The following is a 21,032-nucleotide window of genomic DNA, read 5'->3' on the forward strand; positions in this document are numbered from 1 at the left end:
GTTTGTTAGTTAGTAGCTTTTTTGGGTGTTTTAGTTGTAGAAGTATAAACATCGTTCAATACGATTGATTCATCATAAACAGATAATTCCAATGCTTCGCCTTCAAGCAACACGATCGATACTTCTTCACTTGTTACAGAGATCTTCAGTAAACGTCCGCGGTAGTTGATATGGAAAGCATAATTTGTCCAGTTTTCTGGCAAATAAGGTCTAAACGATAACTGTCCGTTAACGGTCTGCATACCGGCAAATCCTTGAACAATCGTCAACCAACTGCCTGTCATAGATGTGATGTGCAATCCATCTTCTGTGTCATTATTGTAGTTGTCCAAATCTAAACGAGCCGTGCGAGCATAAAACTCTACTGCTTTGTCCATTTTACCGATATCAGCTGCTAAAATCGCATGAATACTTGGAGACAAACTAGATTCATGTACCGTCATCGGTTCGTAAAAGTCGAAATTGCGTTCAATTTCTTCTATCGAGTACATTTCCTTAAAGAAGTAGATTCCTTGTAAGACATCTGCCTGTTTGATAAATGGCGAACGTAGAATTTTATCCCATGACCATTTTTGGTTCAATGGTAGATCAGCTGGATCCAATTCAGAAACTGGACGCAATTCTTTGTCTAGGAAGGTATCGTGTTGAACAAAAACTTGCTCTTCTTCATCATAAGGATAGTACATTTTCTCAATGATATCTTGCCATTTTGCTGTTTCTTCATCGGTTACTTGTAAACTCTCTTTTTTATCTGCTGACAACAGCAAAGATTCTAAAGTATACTTCAATGTCCAAATTGCTAACTTATTTGTATACCAGTTGTTATTGACATTATTTTCGTATTCATTCGGACCGGTCACACCATGCATCATATATTGGTCTTTTCTGCGGTTGTAATGTACGCGGTCTGCCCAGAAACGGCTGATGCCAACTAGAACATCCAATCCTTTTTCTTTTAGGTAGCTTTCGTCGCCTGTGTAGTTTGTATAGTTGTAAATGGCATAAGCCATCGCACCATTCCGGTGGATCTCTTCAAAAGTGATTTCCCATTCATTGTGGCACTCCACTCCTGTGAAAGTCACCATTGGATATAAAGCACCTTTCAACCCTTGCTGTCTTGCATTGTGTTCTGCTTGAGGTAATTGATTGTGACGATACGTCAATAGGTTTTCCGTTACTTTTGGATCCGCCAATGCTAAGTATAACGGCACAGCATAAGCTTCGGTATCCCAATAGGTTGCTCCACCATATTTTTCGCCCGTAAAGCCTTTAGGTCCAATGTTCAAACGAGTATCTTCGCCATAATAAGTAGAAAACAATTGGAATAAGTTGAAACGAATACCTTGTTGAGCTGCAGGATCGCCACCAATTTCAATATCCGCCTTTTTCCACCGTTCCACCCAAAGAGATTCATGGCGCATACGCAATTCTTCAAATGATAATTGATCAACTAGTTCACTGATTGTCTGACTTCGCTTCTCCACATCTGTTTTGCTGTAATCACGTGAAGTCGTTAATACGATACGTTTTTCAATGACTGCTTTTTCTCCAGCTGCTAAGATTCCAGCATAAGTTTCCGCAACTGTCATCTCAGACACTTTATCAGATATTTTCTCAACGTTTGTAACGTGGTTCGACATAACAGCGCTTACTGTAAATTGATCAATCCCAAAATCATTTGGTTTTGTTTCAATCACTAAACAATTCGTTCCTTGAGAAACTGAAAGCCAGAATTGTTCATCATAATTTGAATCTTCATTAGTCACATTCCCATCAAGAGTCGGGATCAATTCTACTTTCACTTCATCTGATAGACTAGTAACTTCCATTTTGATGGCACACAGTTCTTTTTGATCCAAGCTGACAAATCGCTCTACAACAACTTGCACTTCTTTACCGACTTTTTCTACTACATAACTTCTCTTCAAAATTCCGTGCTGCATGTCCAATTCCATTTCAAAATCAGATACCTTATCCGTATACAAATCAACTTTTTCTCCATCAATCAATAGATCTAATTGAATAAAGTTCATCGTGTTGATCACTTTACCAAAATATTCTGGATAACCGTTTTTCCACCAACCGACACGTGTTTTGTCTGGATACCAAACGCCTCCAATATAACTACCTTGATGGTGATCTCCTGAATAAGTTTCTTCAAAGTTACCACGCATCCCCATATAACCATTTCCAATACTGGTTAAACTTTCTTGTAATCGGCGCTCCTCTTTGTTCAAATCAGTTGTTTTAACTTTCCATTCATCTATTTCAAATAATCGTGTATGTGACACTTTTTTTCCTCCTGACGCAGGGATTGCGTAAAAATATCTTAGTGCAATTCCTGCTTTCTTTATTGGCTAACGCAAGTTTAAACGCAAACGATTGCATTGTCAATTTGAAATGGTTTATTTCTCTGTCTCCAAGAGATCAATAGTAAAAAAAGCTTGATATAAAGGACTTTCAAAGAAATGTTACCGATAACAATTTTTCGAACACTAAAAACGCTTGCATTTTTTTAAAGTAAGTCGTATATTTAAAGCAATCGTTTGCATAAACGAATTTAGATTCATAAGGAGGATTTAAAAAATGAAAAAATTTTTTTCATTTGATTTTTGGCAGAAACTAGGTAAAGCGTTAATGGTCGTTGTGGCTGTTATGCCTGCTGCCGGATTAATGATTAGTATTGGAAAAATGATTGCCATGTTCAGCGGGGATATCACTCTTGTGTTGACCATTGGTAGTGTGATGGAAAATCTAGGTTGGGCTGTTATTAGCAATCTACATATCTTGTTTGCGGTTGCTATTGGTGGTTCTTGGGCTAAAGAACGTGCCGGTGGAGCCTTCGCTGCTCTTTTAGCTTTTATCTTAATTAATATGACTTCAGGTGCTGTCTTCGGAGTAACCTCAGATATGTTAGTAACTGAAGGCGCTACAACATCCACTCTATTTGGACAAGTAATCCCTGTAGATGGTTACTTCACTTCTGTTCTAGGCTCACCTGCTTTGAATATGGGTGTATTCGTCGGAATTATTTCTGGATTTGTGGGAGCGGTTATTTTTAACAAGTATTATAACTACCGCAAATTACCGGAAGCCCTTTCTTTCTTTAATGGAAAGCGTTTTGTACCTTTCGTAGTTATTTTATGGTCTGTAATTATTTCAGTAGGATTGGCTCTTGTATGGCCGGTCATTCAAACAGGAATCAACAACTTTGGGCAATGGATCGCAACTTCTAGCGAAACTGCACCCGTATTCGCACCATTTATTTACGGAACATTAGAACGTCTATTGCTTCCATTTGGTTTACACCATATGTTGACGATTCCAATAAACTATACTGCTCTTGGTGGTACTTATACTGTCTTAACAGGCTCTGGTGCTGGTGGACAAGTATTCGGACAAGATCCATTGTGGTTAGCTTGGGTCAGCGACTTAGTGAACTTGAAAAACGCTGGCGATACTGCTGCTTACAATGAATTATTGACTTCTATTACTCCTGCTCGTTTCAAAGTTGGACAGATGATCGGTGCAGCAGGTACTTTATTAGGTATCGCATTTGCTATGTATCGTCGTACAGATAAAGACAAACGTTCAAAATACAAATCAATGTTTCTATCTGCTGGTATAGCTGTTTTCTTAACTGGTGTTACTGAACCTCTTGAATTTATGTTTATGTTTGCTGCTCCTGCTTTATACGGAGTATATGCTGTTCTTCAAGGAATTTCATTTGCGCTGGCAGATGTGATTGCTTTACGTGTTCACTCATTCGGTACCCTTGAATTCTTGACGCGTATTCCGATGTCTATCAATGCCGGATTAGTCTGGGATGTTGTCAACTTTATTATCTCTTGTGTGGTCTTCTTCTTCTTAGCTTACTTTATTTCTTACTGGATGATCGGCAAATTCAAAATTGCTACTCCAGGTCGTTTAGGTAATTATATTGAAGAAAGTGCTACCGAAGATGGTGTTGCAACTGAAGGAATTCCTGCAGTTGCAATGAGTACTGCAGATGCACAAGTTAATGGGATTATCGAAGCTTTAGGTGGAAGAGAAAACATTTCGGATGTAGATGCTTGTATGACACGCTTGCGTGTAACGGTTAAAGATCCTGAGGCAGTTAAAGACGAATCTGCTTGGAAAAGACTTGGCGCTTTAGGATTAGTAAAAAAAGGAACTGGTATTCAAGCGATTTATGGACCAAAAGCTGATGTTTTAAAATCAGATATCAATGATGTATTAGGAGTGTAATTTTTGAAATTTTTAACGTTAAACACACACAGTTGGATGGAAGAGGATCCTTTAATAAAATTGAACAACTTATGTGATGCGATTACTCGCTATTCATTTGATGTGATTGCACTGCAAGAAGTCAATCAACTTATGACTTCTCCTATAGTAGATCAATCATTATTGATTACTTTTTCACCTACGAACAATGAGCACCCTATCAAAGAAGATAACTTCGCATTCTTGTTGCAACAAGAACTGCAGAAGAATGGATTGGAGTACTACTGGACGTGGGAACCTTCACATATCGGTTATGATCGGTATGATGAAGGTGTGGCTGTTTTGAGTTTGAAGCCTATTCAAGAAACTCGCTCTTTCTTCGCTTCCGAAAATACGGCTTATACTGACTATAAGAGCCGAAAAGTTATTGGCATCAAATCAGAAAATCAGTGGTTCTTTAACTTGCATTTGGGTTGGTGGCAAGATGAACACGATTCTTTTCCAGGTCAATGGGAAAAATGCACTGCACTTTTCGATACTTTAAAAGGACCAATTTTTTTATTGGGTGATTTCAATAACCCAGCTCATATCAGACACGAAGGTTATGAACTAGTCACACAAAATTGGTTCGATACCTATCATTTAGCAGAACAAAAAGACAACGGTTTGACAGTTGCAGAGGCTATCGATGGATGGGCAGAAAATCAAAGTGGGTTAAGGATCGATTATATTTTTGCCAATCAACCGGTAAAAACAACTTCTTCTCAAGTGATTTTTAATAACATCAATGAACCGATCGTTTCTGATCACTTTGGCGTTGTCGTCGAAATAGCGTCGTATACTTAAAAAGTGTTTCGTTGAATAACTATAAAAAAGACTGACTCAATATTCGAGTATTCCTCGATTTTTGAATCAGTCTTTTTTTAATTGTTCATGTGGAGTCAGCTTAATTTTCTCTGGATAGTTCTTTCCGGAGACTTAAAAAGACAACTGAATGTTTTTTATGATGGAACGGATACGATCTCTCCTGTTTCAAGTAAACAAAGATACGTTTCAGTAACTTTTTTATCTAGAATAGATTCTAATGCAGAGCGGTATAAATTTAATTGCCCTTTGTACTTCTCTAACATCTTTTCTCCAGCTTGTGCTCCATAAGGGCTGACCCTATCTGTTTTGTAGTCAAACAAAACAATGTGGTCTTCCAACTCAATATACCCATCTATGATTCCGTGGATTAAGATTTTATCATTCGCGTCCCCGTTCATATCGGTAAATATTTTTTCAGCCTCTAGTAAAAGTGAGAACGGTTCTTCACGATGAACCACTTTTGAATTGGCCAAAATCATTTTTCCTAACGGTGTGGTAAAAAATTGAACCAATTGTTCTATTTTGATTTTTGAAGCAACGTCTTCTTTTAACACACCCATTTTAATCAATGAAGCAATCAACGTTTCAAGTGACTCTCTCGTAGGTAAAGTAGTCAAATCAACTGCTTGCATAACTGAGTGAGTAGCAGTCCCTATTTCAGCGCTTGAAGGAGCGGTCAGTTCAGCCATAAACAAAGGTCTATCTAATGTTTCTTCGACATACCGATTGCGGCTGCGCGGTTGATTAACATCAATTTTAACCATTTGATCACTACCTGGTTCTTCAAATAACCGTTTGATTTCTGAAACCGATTGGTAACTGGTCGTGTGTGTTGCTCCTTCATGTTCATAGGTATAATTCATCAATTCAACAGCTTGTTTGATGGTCTGCGTAGCAACATCATTTGCGGTTACCTTCTCCTGCTGCTGATCTAACTTTTCCAACCAATCTTCATCTGGTTCAGTGTCTGTTGAATGCATTTGTTCTTGAATCGCAGTCTCATTATAAAATTGAATACTGAAATGTGCTGAATGGTTGGTAATAGATCCGTTTCTGGCTGTAAATGAGGTATAGTCGTTTTTGCTTGAAGGATGGCGGACAAGAGATAATCCGATCCATTTCATTAAACTGCTTGCTGTAAACCGGATATCGGCTGGTAAAACAGTAGAGGCATGCGCAGTAACAACACCCCATTCTTTCCAAGCCGTTTCCTCATCTTTATACGAACCCACTAAGAACAGTTTTTCTTCTGCTCTAGTTAAAGCCACGTATAATTTTCGCATTTCTTCAGATAATAATTTTGTTTTCTTTTCTACTTTTAATGCCGTTTCGGGTAAAGATGGATATCGGATACGGCGGTCTAGATCTTTAAAATCCGTTCCTACTCCATATTGTTCATTAAACACATAGCTTTTTTTGATATCTTGTAAATTGAATTTCTTCGTTAAATCAAGAACAAACACAACTGGAAACTCTAATCCTTTACTCGCATGAATCGTCATGACACGAACAGCGTTTTCATCTTCAGAGATGGCAGTCGGTTCGGCTAAGTCTTTATCTTTTTCTTGCATCTTTTCAATAAAACGGACAAATTGAAACAATCCTTTAAAACTCGTTTTTTCGTAACTCGCTGCACGCTCATATAACGCATGTAAATTAGCTTTTCGTTGTTTCCCTGAACTCATTCCTCCAACATAGTCTAAAAACCCTGTATCATCATAAATCGTCCAAATAAGTGCAACCAGATGGTCTCTGCGTGCAAGTTCGCGCCACTTATTTAATAGATTCAAAAAGACATCGACTTTCTTATATAAGTGGGAAGTAAATCGACTGGCTTTTTCTTCACCGGCATACGTTTGATAAAAAGTTTTGAGTGCTTCATAATAATCACCCGTTTTTTGGCTGATCCTGATTGAAGCCAATTCATTTTCATCCAATCCAACTATTGGAGAACGCAAAACAGCAGCTAAAGGAATATCTTGATAAGGATTATCGATTACTTTTAGTAAAGACATCATAATCGTGATCTCTGTTGTTTGGAAATAATTCTGCGTGTCATTTACCTGAAGTGGAATCGACAAACGCTTGAACATTTCCATCAACACCAGATTGTTTTTCTTGGTAGGAGTCAACAGCACGATATCACGATAGCTGATTGGTCGAGTCGTTTTAGACCGTTTATCATAAATCGGGAATTGTGATTGGATGAGTTCTTGTATTTTTTGCCCTACCATCAACAATTCGCCTTCCGTTTTGTCTTCGATCCGCATATCCCAATTGACCGATTCTGTGTTTTCTTCCTCATCTTCTCGGTCATTAGTGCCTTTCTCATAAATCAAAATTTCAGGTTGATGCTTTTGCAGCTCTGGAAAATCAGTAAAACCTTGAATGAGCTGAGCAGCTTCATCATAGTCCATTTGCCCCACTGCTTTATCCATCAATTGTTCAAAAATCAAGTTCGTAAATTGTAGAACTTCACCCCTTGAACGGAAATTTTCGGCTAAAATAATCCGTTCACCCGATTGATGATGCTCATACTGTTCGTATTTCTGTAAAAACAATCCTGGATCAGCTAACCTGAAAGAATAAATGGATTGTTTCACGTCTCCTACCATAAATAGGTTTCCTTGGTCGGATTGATCATGAGCTAACCAACGTAAGATATTTTCTTGCAGCTGGTTGATGTCTTGGTATTCATCAACCATGACTTCTTTAAATTTATCTCGGTAATGCATAGAAGCTTCTGTAGGAACCCATTCTTCGTCTTTGATTTGAGCAAGGATTTGAAGGGTCAAATGTTCTAAATCGTTAAAATCTAGTAGATTACGTTCATCTTTACGTTGACGGTAAGCATCCGTAAAGAGTTGAGCAACACGCGCCATTTCCTCTACCAGCGGAGCAGCACTCAGCATAAGATCAATTTGTTCTTGAGGCGAGGCTGAAAAATAATCATTGATCAATTCTTTGAACCGATTTTTGTACTCATCTCTCAACAACTTCATTTCTTCGGCCGTTTCTTTGATTGCTTCATCAGTACCTTTTTTTACAGCTTTCCAACGAACAAATTCAATAGACTTGCAGCAATTGTACGCAGCTTGATAGTTGTCTTGTTGAATGTGATTTTGGATCTCTTGTAACGCGGTCCATTCATTTTTTACTAATTCCGTTTGTTTGTCGAGTTCATCAGTGCCTTCTCCAAGTTGACCAGCCGTTTGTGACAATTCTACCAGACTATCTAACACCGATATTATTTGCGGTTTTAACAGTTCTTTGTATAGAACTCCTTTTGTCAGATCATTGTCTTCTACCTGATACAAATAAGAAAGCTGTTCCAACCATACAGCTGGTCTAGGATTGGCTCTTGAAAATTCGTATAATGAGAAAATCAAGTCGGTTAGACCGGCATCACTTCGATCGTTCGAATAAGAGGCTGTCAAAGATTTGAATAAGCTTTCTTCTTCACCATATAGTTCTTCTCGTACTTCTTCCCAAACACTTTCTTTCAACAGCAGTATTTCTGTCTCATCTGTCAGTAATCTGAAAATTGGATCTAGATTAATCAAATAGTAGTAACGACGGATCACTTGCAGACAAAAAGCATGCAGCGTACTGATAGACGCTTGATGGATCAAAGTCACTTGTCTGGTGAGATGTTTCTTCAGTTCCATATCGCTTTCAGAAGTAACAGATTCCTGGATAGCAGTCTGGATACGAGCTTTCATTTCTTTTGCTGCAGCTTCGGTATACGTCACGATCAACATTTCATCAACATTTGTCCCAGATTTTATTTTTTCGATCACACGTTGGACAAGAACGGTCGTTTTACCAGAACCAGCTGAAGCAGAGACTAAGATATTATGACCTGCTTCATAGATTGCTTGCCATTGTCCATCTGTAAAACGACTATTATCAGGTTTAAGCGGAAGTGGGCTCATCATTCTTCATCTTCCTCCTCTTCTTGCATTTTTTTAAGAATATCTTCTCTTTTTAAAGCATCCATTCGTCGGTAGTTATTTTCAGGCAACATGGCATCGAATTGAGAAACCGCCCGTAACGGACCATTCACAGTAGGAATAAACTGTCTTTTTTCATAGAACGGGTTTAATGTAGTCACACCGTCCACTATTTTATTTCCTGCCTCTATAATCAGTTTTTGATTGTGCTGACGCAAAGCAGTCATTTCATCTAATGTAACAAATTTATTTGACTTTAAAGCTTCACTTTTCAATTGATTGAATGGATAAACCAATGAAGCCTTTGTCGGCTCGATTGTCGGATCCAATGAAAGCAGCATTTCTTCATCTTCAAGCAGCAGGCCATCCATTTTATAGGATTTTAATAACTCATTGATATAAGCTGTTTCATCTAAGAACGTTCCTTTTTTCATAAAAGGATTCGATACATGCAGATAAAAAGCTCCAGCAGGTTTAGCTTTATGACCGATCAGATCAACGGCATTTTGAAGGGCTGTATCTAGGTACGTGATCATTTGCATAGCTAAGCCATAATAAGCATCTTGATAATTGAATTTATGCGCACTTGATTTATAATCAACGATGCTTAAATAATGATCATCGCCTAATGTCATAGCGTCTACACGATCTATTTTCCCACGCAAATGAAGAGTCCCGCCATTGTTCAGCGGAAAAGACAATCCTTTGATCCCTTGTTGATTCGCAACTTGTCCAAACAATACTTCTGTTTGAATATTTTTCATATTGGTACGCCGGCTTTGATTTCCAATGACCCACACCATTTTTTTGATGGTTGCGCCTAATTGATCGCGAATGTATTTCATACGGTTAGACGCCGTTAGAATTGAGAACTTTGGTTTGCCGTAAAGTTCATTTAAAACCTCTGTTGTCAGTTGTTCAAGGGTTTCTTCGTTTAACTGATCTAGAGTTAGATTTTTTTGAATGACTATTTTAAAAAGATGGTCCAGGGCATCATGGAAAAATTCTCCTGTACCTGCTGGAGAAAGTTCAAAGACATCTCGATCTTTCAATTTCAATCCATAAGTTAAAAAATGTCCGTAATGATCTGCATAAAAAGCTTCTAAACGTGAAACCGATAAATACAGATCTTTTCCATATAGATCCGTTGCGATTTCGGGTTTAAGCGGTTTTGGCAAATTCTTTTTGACTAAACTGACCAGCAAATGATTAAACGTTCGGGCAACTTGTTTATCTCTTTTAAACTCATAGTACAAGTGTTGCCAAAAAGCAGTTAATTGGCCTCTTTGATCTTGCTCTTTGCGTAAGACCATTAAGAGCTGACTCATTGTTGTTTTCTTTGTCCCAACAAAATCCATTAAGTCTCGCTCACTAGGCGTTTCTACTGACGTAACATCCATTAATTTCGATTGGATCGGCAGAGCAAATGCTTTAGCAATTCGATCCACATAAGGCGATAATTTCGGTCCATTTTTTGTTTCGTCGCTCGTTGGGTAACTGAATATTAGTTTTTCTGAAGAATCTAAAAATGCTTGATAAGCAATAAATGGTTCTGATGCCATAACAGCTTCAACAGTTGGTTTTAAATACTGCGTTTCATCTAAGAAAAGTGAAAAGAAATCACGGTCCTCTTCCGTTAAAATACTTTTATTTTCTGTTTTAGCAGGTAAATGAGCATCTGTAACCCCCAACATAAAGGTAACTTTAGCCGTTCCAATACGAGTTCCTTCGATCCCAGAAAATGTAACTTGATCGATACTTGGCGGAACCATACTATAAGTAGCATTATCGAACCCAGTCATCAATATGGCATGGAAACTATCTAAATCGAAAGGTTCATCCCCTAATACTTCCACATATTCATCTAGCAACTGTAAAAATGTCTGCCATGTCTGTTCATGTTTACGTGCTTCTTCAAGATCATTATTTTCAATTGCTTGATCTCTCCAAAAACCTATTTGATCTTTTATACCAACTTTTTCCATAAATAAATACAGCTCTTTAGCGGCTTCTCTACTCGTTTGAGCTTTTTCTAAACGTTTAAAAAAGGGAACAATTAATGCTGTAAGATCTGTTTTGACGGAGTTAGCTATTTGCTCAATACGTTGATCATTATCCGATTGAAATTCTGCATCTTCATAGAAATAGCGTGTGTAATGCCATGGATCGGTTTTCGTCCACTGGTAGCCTTCATATCCATACGCCAATAGAACATTCTCAGTTATGTCTACGCGTTCTCTAAATTTTTGCGTATGGTATACCAATTGACTCACTCGTTGACTTCGTTCTTTAGAAAGTGATTCTTTCCCTTCAGTTATTGGAATGACCAGCTCTGTTCTGAGCAGTCTCATAACATCTGCATACCGCCAATTCCGTTTATAAATATTGACTAAAGCATCAATAACTTCTATTAACGGATGTTGATTCATCAATTCTGCACTATCAATAAAAAGCTCAATTGCATGATTCGTAAAGATGGGTTCTATAATAGATAAATAATCATCCATATTTCGAGTAAGAACAAGAATATCCCTATAGCGATAGTTGCCAGATGCGACTAATTTACGAATTTCTTTAGCCACATGTGTTACTTCAGCTTGTCTATTTTCTGCTGCCCATACCTCAATACAGTTGCCCATCGAGTGAGTTGAGTTAATAGCATCCGTATTCGTCGGTGTAAGTTGACTTGACTCAACCCAAAACTCTTCCAGTTGATTCAATTCCTCACAATAAGCTTGGTCTTTTACTTGAATAATTTTGTCTTTATAGACTGGAACATTATTCTGGCGAGCTAATTGATACAATTTATAATAAGTCATACCTGTCGTCTGGAACAAATTATACATTTCAGGTCTTTCAACGGCATACGCCTTATCTATGGTCAAGGCTATTGTCACGTTTTTAGCAGCTTTCATTAAAGCTAACACAAGACTTTGTTCTTGAGCTGTAAATTGATAGTAACTTTCAATATAAATAGTCGTTTGAGATAAATCCAATTCTTCCACTTTTTGGATCAAAGCAGAAACAATGTCTTCCGATTCAATATATTTATTCAATAAAGCTGCATCAAATGCTTGATAAATCAAAGATAAATCTTGCAATTTTAATTTAAAATCCGCTTCTTTAGGTGTATTCCCTAAATTAATCATCATTTGATCCAAATCTTCTTGTCTAATGCGTCCACCACGCAACTCTAAAAACAGATCTGTCATCTGTTGCACAAAGCCTTCTTTTCGAACTTCACCACGGTAAATGGTCATTTTTTCTTCATGTTCGATCAACAATTTACGGATCAGCATCGATAATCCAGTGTTCGTCAATTGTGGTTTAGCATAAATATCTGTATCTTTTAACCAATACCAAGCTAAACGTGTAAAACTGAATACTTGTAAATGCATCATACCCATTATGGGTTTCTTTTTAAAATAAGGATATTGACTTAAATTTTCCAAAACAGTCATTTCCGCTTGGAATTTAATATGGTCCGGAACTAAATAAAAGATAGACTCTTCACTATTTTTTGTCAGACTTTCTGCTATTTCATCCAATAGTACAGATCGTTTATCTCGGTTCGCACGGCCTAATACAAATTGCAATCCCATTGTATTCACACATCCTCTCATTCAACTCAATTCTCTCTTATTTTAACATACGCAAAATAATAATGAGGAGAGAAATAGGTATCATTTCCATTCTTTAATTTATGAATCAGAAAATTAAGTTCTCTTCAAAAATAAGACAATTCAACTTTTTTTGTGAAACTACAGTTGACGAAAGAGTGACGTTAGTTTTGAAGCCCACTTTTACGTGATGGGCATTCCACATAAAAATGAGCACGTTTTAGGCTAATGATTCATAACACAGCAAAAAGAGGTTGAGACTTGTGTCTCAACCCCACTACTATTAATAATTAACATACACCAACATTAAAACAGCTAAAAGCGTTCCTAAAGCAAATGTAAACTTAAAAGAAATTTTTGTCGTTTTATGTCGAAACAGTCGCATCCCTAAGATACCGCCTATTCCACCACCAATGAGGCCTAAAAATAAAAGTGTTTTTTCAGGGATTCTCCATTGATGTTTTATGGCTTTTTGTTTATCTACACGCATCAGTACAAATAATAAACTATTGCACAAAAGCAGATAGATCCATAAAAAAATCATCTTTATGCTCCTTTTAAAGCGTTCAAACGAGCGATCTCAACAATAACAGCAGTCGCTTTTTCCATGCTTTCCACTGCTACAAATTCATAGCGACCATGGAAGTTTTCTCCACCGGCAAAAATATTTGGTGTCGGAAGACCCATGAATGAAATCTTAGATCCATCTGTACCGCCACGAATCGGTTCAATGATCGGCTCGATAGAAAGATTTTTCATCGCTTCTTCAGCTATATCAACTACAGTCATATCTTTTTCGATGATCTCACCCATGTTGTAGTAAGAATCATTTAATTCGATCGTGATTCGTTCACTGCCATATTCTTTATTTAATGTTGCAACTTGTTCCAACATAAAGGCTTTACGCGCTTCAAATTGCTCACGGTCATGGTCGCGAATAATATAAGTCAAAGTCGCTTCGTCTACTTCACCAGTGATTCCAACTAAGTGATAGAATCCTTCACGTCCATCTGTTTTCTCTGGTACTTCATCTTGAGGCAATAAAGCATCAAAAGCCATTCCAATTTTTACTGCATTGACCATTGTATTTTTAGCCGTTCCAGGGTGAACATTTTTACCTTGAATCTTTACAATAGCTGAAGCTGCATTAAAACTTTCAAATTCTAATTCGCCAACAGGTCCGCCATCCATTGTGTACGCAAATGTTGCATTAAAACCCGGAACATCAAAACGATCTGCCCCGATCCCAATTTCTTCATCTGGTCCAAACCCAACACGAATATCACCATGCTCAATTGAATCATCATTGATCAATACTTCCATAGCTGTCATAATTTCAGCGATTCCTGCTTTGTCATCGGCTCCTAATAACGTTGTTCCATCTGTCGTGATCAATGTTTGCCCAACGTAATTTTTCAGATTAGGAAAATCTTTTGGATCTAAAACAACTTGTTGTTCTTCGTTTAAAACGATTGCTGCTCCATTATAGTTTTCATGAAATTGTGGATTCACATTTTCAGCATTAAAATCGGCCGTATCCATATGAGCAATAAAGCCTACTGTGGGAACTGTTTTTTCTGTATTGCTAGGCAAAGTTGCCGTAACGTAACCATTGGCTTCATTATAGGCAATATCGCTTAAACCAAGGTCTTTTAATTCTTCCATTAACGTTTTAGCAAATGCGACTTGGCTTTGCGTAGATGGAATGGTTGTGCTATTTTCATCAGAACGTGTTTCTGTTTTTACATAACGAATAAAACGAGGGACTAAATTTTCATACATAAGAATTAACTTCCTTTCAACATTGTTTTTAAATGAACTCATAAGGATTAGTATTTATTGATGACTGAATAATATCAAAATTCCAATTTGCTTCGGTTTTCCATTGTGTAAACAAGTCAGCTAATCTTGGCTTGCAAATACTTTCAATGTGATGCCCAGGATCGATAACCGTCAAACCATCCGCTAACATATCGTGTGCCGTGTGGTAATAAACATCTCCAGTAATGAAGACATCTGCTTTTTTTCTAAGAGCCTCTGGATAATATTTCCCAGCGTCTCCCCCACAAACTGCTACGCGTTGGATCAATTTTTGATTATCCGGTGTAATGTAGCGCAAACCAGTCACACCAAAAACATCTTTTACCTTTTGAGCAAATTCCTGAACTGAAATCGGTTCTGCTAGATTTCCGACCCTTCCTAATCCGTATTCATCGACAAAGTTCTCAATGGTATACAAATCGTAAGGTGGTTCTTCATAAGGATGAGCCTCAAATAAAGCTTTCTCAATTGTTTGTGTCAAATGTTCTGGAAAAACGACTTCAATACGAGCTTCAGATACTTGTTCAACTTGATCGATTTCGCCAATAGTCGGATTAGCGTGATTGATTGGTGTAAATCGTCCAATACCTTCAAATGTATACGTGCAATCTTTGTAATTCGGCCCAATTTGACCCGCTCCAGCAGCTGTTAATGCTTTTCGAACTTCTTCTTCATTTTCTTTCGGGACGAATACTGCAATTTTTTTATAAGAAAGTCTTTTTGTTACGTGCATGATTTCTGTTTCTTTTAACCCAATTTCATCAGCTAACCATGTATTCATACCATTTGTTGCCACATCTAAATTTGTATGCGCGGAATAAACCGTTATATCATTTTTAAGTAAATCAGCAAGCATTTTATTTTGTGCATCATCAGTTGCTAAGTTTTTTAAAGGTCTAAAAATAGGCGGATGATGAGCAAAGATAAAATCGACATGTTGTTCGATCGCTTCTTGCACCACTTCAGGACGTACATCCAATGTGATCATCATTTTTTTTATCGGTTTATTTAATGTTCCGACAGCTAGTCCAACTGGATCTCCAGATTCAGCTAGTTGTTTTGGAGCAAATGATTCAAATTTTTGAACAAACTCATTTCCATAGGTCTCGGTCATTTTAGCACCTCTTCTATTTTTTGAATTTCTGCTTGGAACTGTTTTATTTTAGCTTGTTGATCTGTACTTGATTTTGTTAAACTATTTAAAATATATTGGTTTTTTTCAAGTTCCCGTTGCCATTTCTTTTTAAAAACAGCTGACTGTTCATCTTTTAAATAAAAGCCAAATGTTAAATCAGTTTCTGTTGCGGTTATTTTTTTTGAAGGTACTTTTTTGGCAACCATCAACTCATAAATCTTATCATTTTCTTCAATGATCTCTTCAGATATGACGGAATATTGATGGTTTACTAACCACTCACGCAAGGTTCTTTCTCCTACGTTAGGCTGCAAGACCAAGCGTTCGGCCCCTGTTAAATGACCTTTATTGAACCCATTATCTAAGATAGAAGCAATTAACGATCCTCCCATACCACAAATCGTAATCACACTCACTTCATCTTTTGAAGAGAGAACTTCTAAACCGTCTCCCAACCGAACGCTGATTTGATCTGTTAATCCAAGACGCTGAACTTGATTTTTCGCTGCTTGAAATGGTCCATCCACAACTTCACCTGCTATGGCAAAAACAGTAGGGTCTTTGCTAACGATAGCGCAAGGTAGATAAGCATGATCAGAACCGATATCCGCTAAACGATCTCCTGGTTCAACATAAGCCGCAGCACTACTTAAACGCAAGGATAGTTGACTTTCGTCCATACTCAACACTTCTTTCATTTAGTGATTTTTCTTTATCCTTCGAAGAATTCCTCATCCATCAAATAGCCTTCTGCGGCATCTTTAGTATTAAAAACTCCTTCAACTTGATCATTTGGTAAGGCAACCACCCATGTCGGATTATCATAAACCAACCGTAAAATGTCGCCTCTATTGTCAAACCATAATTCAGTATAGCCTTCTTCATATCCATCAGCTGTTTTCTTTAAGTGAGCAATTGCTTGATCCACCATAGAACGAATCGTTTCTTCCGTTTCGTCTCTAACAGAAACATATCCTTTATCTGTTTCCTCTTTAGGCAAATAACCTGCATAAATCAGCGCATTTCCATTCGGGTGAAGGAAACGTATCGCCATTGTTTTAGGTACTGCACTGTCTTTAAAATGGTAGTTCAATCGATTCATCGATACTTTTGTTGCCGTTAATTCCTCGTAACTATCAAAGATAGCCTTTTTTTCTTCAAATGATAACATGTCATTCATCCCTTCATTCCTACATCGTTTATTATACCAGTTTTTCTTATTAAACGTACAATTTATCTGTTCCCATAGAAAAAGGCCACCTAATAAACGAACTTATTTAGGCGGCCTTCACTCATTTTATTCTAAAAAGTCTTTTAATTGTTTAGAACGACTAGGGTGACGTAATTTACGAAGAGCTTTAGCTTCGATTTGACGAATACGTTCGCGCGTAACGCCAAATACTTTGCCCACATCTTCAAGAGTACGATTACGTCCATCATCAAGACCAAAACGTAAACGTAATACATTTTCTTCACGGTCTGTCAGAGTATCTAGTACATCTTCTAATTGTTCTTTTAACAACTCATAAGCAGCATTTTCAGCTGGACTAGTTGCATCGTGGTCTTCGATAAAATCGCCTAAATGAGAATCGTCTTCTTCCCCAATAGGTGTTTCTAAAGAAACAGGTTCTTGAGCAATTTTTAGAATTTCACGAACTTTTTCAGTTGGCAGATCCATTTCTGCTCCAATTTCTTCTGGAGTTGGTTCGCGGCCTAAATCTTGCAACAATTGACGTTGGATACGAATCAATTTGTTGATTGTTTCAACCATATGAACTGGAATACGGATTGTACGAGCTTGGTCGGCAATTGCACGCGTAATGGCTTGACGAATCCACCAAGTTGCATACGTTGAAAATTTAAATCCTTTTTTGTAATCAAATTTTTCAACAGCTTTCATTAATCCCATGTTACCTTCTTGGATCAAATCTAGGAATTGCATTCCGCGTCCAACATAACGCTTGGCAATACTAACAACTAAACGTAAGTTAGCTTCCGCAAGACGTTGACGAGCTTCTTGGTCGCCTTCTTCGATTTTAATTGCTAATTCAACTTCTTCAGAAGCTGTTAATAAGTTAACTCGTCCGATTTCTTTCAAATACATTCTAACCGGATCATTGATTTTCACACCAGGAGGAGCTGTTAGGTCTTCAGGTTTCTCTGCATCTTTTTCTGCTTTTAATTCTTTCAGTTTCAATTGACGAGCTGTTGGGCCACCATCGTCTCCAACTACCCCAACGCCTGCATCTTCAACAGTTTGGATAAGTTCATCCATTTCATCTACACTTAAAGAAAAAGGAGTTACTATTTTATTTGTTAACTCATCGTAATGAATCGTTCCTGCTGCTTTATACTCTTTAATTAACACTTTTACTTCACTATCGTACGCTTTTTTTGTTGTTTTCGGTTTTTTATCAGCCATTAAAAAGCCTCCTCTTTCAATCTTACTAGTACTTATGATTAAATTTCATTTTATTAATTTTTCAATAATCGAGATAAATTGACTACTTCAATCATTAATACTCGAAGTTGTTCTTTATCGCCTCTTCGTGATGCTTCTGTTAAGGCTTCTTGTTTTTCCTTTAACTGCGTCTGAAGAACGGATTTTCTTGAAATCACATCTAAATAATCTTCAACTTCTCTGGTAGAAATTTCATCACTGATAGATAACAGTTCAATTTCAACAATTAAATTTTTCAACTCCGGTTCTTTAACAAAATCAATGAATGCATCAATCGAACCTTCATGATTTGTATGTTCACGGAAGCTCTCATACAAAATAAACACCATTTGATACTCATCGTGTGCAAAGTGGAATTCATCTGCAGCGTTTTTTACGATTATCCATGCTTCTTCAAAATGAAATAGGCGATTTAACAATAAACGCTCTGCATATTCAATGTTATCCGGCTTTCTTTTTTGCCTTTGTACTTGAGGAACAGTTACCTCGATTGAAGAACGTTGTTGCATTTGCTGATGCTTCTCTTTTGTTCGTTCTTTACGAGAATCATGAAACTTTTGTTGAAATTGCTCTTTTAAAGAATCCATTGAAAGCTCAAACTCATTCGCTAATTGCTTGAAATAAAGTTCTCTTTCAACAGCTGATGTTACACTAAGCAGTTCTGTTAATATCTTTTCGATATACCCTAACCGTTCACTTTCATTTGATAAGTTGAGCGATCTGCGGTAATAAGCCATCTTGAAACTAAATAGTGTATCTCTTCCGTGAGCAATCAATTCTTTAAAAGCATCTGACCCATTTTTTTTGATATATTCATCAGGATCCATACCTTCAGAGAAACGAATAATCTCAATGTCAAAATTGGTCTCTGTCGCTAAAAGTTCACTAGCCCTTTTGGTGGCTTCTATCCCTGCAGAATCTCCATCATAAGCAATCAATACGTGATCCGTTACTCGATCGATCAAATGAATCTGCTCATTTGTCAGACTGGTTCCCATTGAAGCAATTCCATTGGTCACCCCTGCTTGCCAAGCACCGATTACATCCATAAAACCCTCAAATAAGATAACTTCTTTTTCTCGTCTGATAGAGGCTCGTGCAAGATCAAAGTTAAAAAGAATATTTCGCTTGTTAAACAACTGAGTTTCAGGACTATTTAAATATTTTGGTGCTCCTTCAGTGTCTTGTTGAAAAATCCGGCCAGAGAATCCAACCGTTTTTCCTTGCTGATTTCGAATAGGAAACATGATTCGATTGTAAAATCGGTCAATTAGATCTCCATTATCTTTTTCAACAAACAAACCTGTTTTTTGCAATAACTCTTGCTCATTATTTTTTCCAATTAAATACTGATGCAACATAGTTCTTTCTTGTGGAGCAAAACCAATATTAAAGGTATCAATTATGTCTCTAGTCAATCCTCTTTGAGTCAAATAGTCTAGAGCATCTTCTCCAATTTTAGTATTCAATAAAATGTGATGAAACAATTCAGCACTATCTTCGTGAACGCGGATAAGTTTTTCTTTTGTTGAGTCAGTCGCTTGATTGTTATGATCGTGGTTTTGCACCAAAGAATCATCTAGTTGTACTTGACTCATTTCAGCTGTTTTAATAACAGCCTCTGGAAAAGTTAATCCATCAACTTCCATTAGAAAAGTGAAGACGTTTCCGCCTCGTCCACAACTAAAACAGTGGAAAATTTGTTTTTCTTCTGTAACTGAAAAGGAAGGAGTTCGTTCTTCATGAAATGGACAAAAGCCAAATAGGTTTTTTCCTTTCTTTTTCAACTGAACATATTGACTGACAACATCCGCTATATTGGTTTCTTGTCGTATTTTATTGACCGTTTCTTCTGGAATCATCATTGCCAATTCGTTCACCTCTTACTAAAAAATAAAGAACGCTACGCCTAATCCTAAATAACATTAAGTCTCTAAAAGCCGCACCAAAAAAACAAGTGCGACTCTACTCACAAAATCTATTCTCAGACAGAAATATACATGTTTTATATTAGCACATCTAGTACAATAAAACAAATTTTAAAATTGATGCACAAAAGTCAATTTAGTATTTATAACAGTCGTTAGGATTTATATGGTTATTGCTTTCTTATCCTATAACTGTTTTTCTAGAATCTACATTTTAGATTCTTCATTGCAAGATATCATTTCAACCTTACCGCCCCTTTTTATTTGTTGAATCAATCAAGTTACTTTTCTGAAAATAAAAAACTCTTATCCTTTAGTAAACCGAAGAAAGTTTCTAAAGAATAAGGGTTAGTTGAACAGAATGAGTTGTTTATTTTAACTTTGCAACAGTTGCTGCAAATGTTTTACGACTGATTAATGCTTTCCATACAATATGTGCCAGCATAAAATCAATCATGCTATGTATAATGGTACCTACTCCGACTAATAAGAAGACCGATTGAAGAAACCCTTGAACATAGTAAGCAGTTGTCATTTCTCCACCAAAATAAAAAGCTGAAACCACGATTACTTCACAAACAGCATGAAGGAAGCCGATAAACAAAGAAAAGAGTTGCGTTTTTACGGCTGATTGGAGTATCTCAGGTTTTTTGAGCAGAATATAAGATCCAACACCTGCAAATACGACATGCGTCAATGCTCTTAAAGTGATAATAATGGGAAAACCACCCAATAAAAATCCAACAGCTGTTCCTAATGCTACCGTTATAGCAATGATTGGAGAGATAAACATGGCTATAAAAATGGATACGTGACTAGCTAATGTAAAAGAAGCGGGTTCTAAAACAATTTTGATTGGTGAAATCATCGGTATTAAAATACCAACAGCTACTAATAGTGCTGCTATGGTTAACTTATGAACTTTACTTGTTTTCATTTTGACAACTCCTAATTTCAGATGTGCTTTACACGTGTCTTGACACGTTGGCAAACTTAATTATAGGCGTTTATCAAAAGATG

13 protein-coding genes are annotated in these 21,032 nt (G+C 37.0%); 2 read left to right on the forward strand and 11 right to left on the reverse strand.

Annotated elements, in window-relative coordinates; genetic code table 11:
* Nucleotides 1–5: 5 nt before the first annotated feature.
* A complete protein-coding gene (locus NST49_RS09030; RefSeq protein ID WP_341048187.1) occupies nucleotides 6–2,291 on the reverse strand; it encodes a glycoside hydrolase family 65 protein in 2,286 nt (761 codons plus the stop codon).
* A 295-nt stretch (nucleotides 2,292–2,586) separates the two neighbouring features.
* Here NST49_RS09030 and NST49_RS09035 point away from each other — a divergent pair, with 295 nt between their 5' ends.
* Both NST49_RS09035 and NST49_RS09040 read left to right on the forward strand, forming a co-directional pair.
* Entirely contained in the window at nucleotides 2,587–4,248 is a 1,662-nt protein-coding gene (locus NST49_RS09035) for a PTS transporter subunit IIBC (RefSeq protein ID WP_023177934.1), read from the forward strand.
* A gap of 3 nt (nucleotides 4,249–4,251) precedes the next feature.
* The gene (locus NST49_RS09040) at nucleotides 4,252–5,073 is read left to right on the forward strand and encodes an endonuclease/exonuclease/phosphatase family protein (RefSeq protein WP_023177933.1); all 822 of its coding nucleotides are present in this window, start codon (nucleotides 4,252–4,254) and stop codon (nucleotides 5,071–5,073) included.
* 155 nt (nucleotides 5,074–5,228) lie between these two features.
* On the opposite strand, the gene addA is transcribed toward NST49_RS09040, so the two are convergent.
* From addA to NST49_RS09090, 10 genes are all read right to left on the reverse strand, one after another.
* Nucleotides 5,229–9,032, reverse strand: a complete 3,804-nt coding sequence (gene addA / locus NST49_RS09045; protein ID WP_341048190.1) for a helicase-exonuclease AddAB subunit AddA — start codon at nucleotides 9,030–9,032, stop codon at nucleotides 5,229–5,231.
* Nucleotides 9,029–12,649, reverse strand: coding sequence for a helicase-exonuclease AddAB subunit AddB (gene addB, locus NST49_RS09050; protein WP_341048191.1), 3,621 nt, complete (start codon nucleotides 12,647–12,649; stop codon nucleotides 9,029–9,031). The genes addA and addB overlap by 4 nt, the downstream gene beginning before the upstream one ends.
* Nucleotides 12,650–12,950: 301 nt before the next feature.
* Entirely contained in the window at nucleotides 12,951–13,211 is a 261-nt protein-coding gene (locus tag NST49_RS09055; protein WP_023177928.1) for a DUF1294 domain-containing protein, read from the reverse strand.
* A 2-nt stretch (nucleotides 13,212–13,213) separates the two neighbouring features.
* On the reverse strand, nucleotides 13,214–14,449 hold the full coding sequence (gene pepT, locus NST49_RS09060; RefSeq protein ID WP_301426330.1) for a peptidase T: 1,236 nt from the start codon (nucleotides 14,447–14,449) through the stop codon (nucleotides 13,214–13,216).
* 28 nt (nucleotides 14,450–14,477) lie between these two features.
* Nucleotides 14,478–15,602, reverse strand: a complete 1,125-nt coding sequence (locus NST49_RS09065) for a Nif3-like dinuclear metal center hexameric protein (RefSeq protein ID WP_034536660.1) — start codon at nucleotides 15,600–15,602, stop codon at nucleotides 14,478–14,480.
* The gene (locus NST49_RS09070) at nucleotides 15,599–16,303 is read right to left on the reverse strand and encodes a tRNA (adenine(22)-N(1))-methyltransferase (protein WP_034536659.1); all 705 of its coding nucleotides are present in this window, start codon (nucleotides 16,301–16,303) and stop codon (nucleotides 15,599–15,601) included. The genes NST49_RS09065 and NST49_RS09070 overlap by 4 nt, the downstream gene beginning before the upstream one ends.
* Nucleotides 16,304–16,335: 32 nt before the next feature.
* Entirely contained in the window at nucleotides 16,336–16,803 is a 468-nt protein-coding gene (locus NST49_RS09075; protein WP_251166026.1) for a hypothetical protein, read from the reverse strand.
* Between the two features lie 117 nt (nucleotides 16,804–16,920).
* Complete coding sequence (gene rpoD, locus NST49_RS09080) at nucleotides 16,921–18,045, reverse strand: RNA polymerase sigma factor RpoD (protein ID WP_023177919.1); 1,125 nt, start codon at nucleotides 18,043–18,045, stop codon at nucleotides 16,921–16,923.
* Nucleotides 18,046–18,098: 53 nt separating this feature from the next.
* The gene (dnaG, locus tag NST49_RS09085) at nucleotides 18,099–19,949 is read right to left on the reverse strand and encodes a DNA primase (protein WP_236620757.1); all 1,851 of its coding nucleotides are present in this window, start codon (nucleotides 19,947–19,949) and stop codon (nucleotides 18,099–18,101) included.
* Nucleotides 19,950–20,382: 433 nt separating this feature from the next.
* The gene (locus tag NST49_RS09090; protein WP_023177916.1) at nucleotides 20,383–20,949 is read right to left on the reverse strand and encodes a hypothetical protein; all 567 of its coding nucleotides are present in this window, start codon (nucleotides 20,947–20,949) and stop codon (nucleotides 20,383–20,385) included.
* Between the last annotated feature and the right edge of the window lie 83 nt (nucleotides 20,950–21,032).

Origin of the sequence: Carnobacterium sp. FSL W8-0810, from assembly GCF_038007125.1 — a bacterium.
Taxonomy (GTDB): domain Bacteria; phylum Bacillota; class Bacilli; order Lactobacillales; family Carnobacteriaceae; genus Carnobacterium_B; species Carnobacterium_B inhibens.

Coding starts and splice junctions, on each gene's coding strand:
- NST49_RS09035 (WP_023177934.1), top strand. CDS start 2,587: ATGAAAAAATTTTTTTCATTTGATTTTTGGCAGAAACTAGGTAAAGCG.
- addA (WP_341048190.1), bottom strand. CDS start 9,032: ATGATGAGCCCACTTCCGCTTAAACCTGATAATAGTCGTTTTACAGAT.
- addB (WP_341048191.1), bottom strand. CDS start 12,649: ATGGGATTGCAATTTGTATTAGGCCGTGCGAACCGAGATAAACGATCT.
- NST49_RS09055 (WP_023177928.1), bottom strand. CDS start 13,211: ATGATTTTTTTATGGATCTATCTGCTTTTGTGCAATAGTTTATTATTT.
- pepT (WP_301426330.1), bottom strand. CDS start 14,449: ATGTATGAAAATTTAGTCCCTCGTTTTATTCGTTATGTAAAAACAGAA.
- NST49_RS09065 (WP_034536660.1), bottom strand. CDS start 15,602: ATGACCGAGACCTATGGAAATGAGTTTGTTCAAAAATTTGAATCATTT.
- NST49_RS09070 (WP_034536659.1), bottom strand. CDS start 16,303: ATGGACGAAAGTCAACTATCCTTGCGTTTAAGTAGTGCTGCGGCTTAT.
- NST49_RS09075 (WP_251166026.1), bottom strand. CDS start 16,803: ATGAATGACATGTTATCATTTGAAGAAAAAAAGGCTATCTTTGATAGT.
- rpoD (WP_023177919.1), bottom strand. CDS start 18,045: ATGGCTGATAAAAAACCGAAAACAACAAAAAAAGCGTACGATAGTGAA.
- dnaG (WP_236620757.1), bottom strand. CDS start 19,949: ATGATGATTCCAGAAGAAACGGTCAATAAAATACGACAAGAAACCAAT.
- NST49_RS09090 (WP_023177916.1), bottom strand. CDS start 20,949: ATGAAAACAAGTAAAGTTCATAAGTTAACCATAGCAGCACTATTAGTA.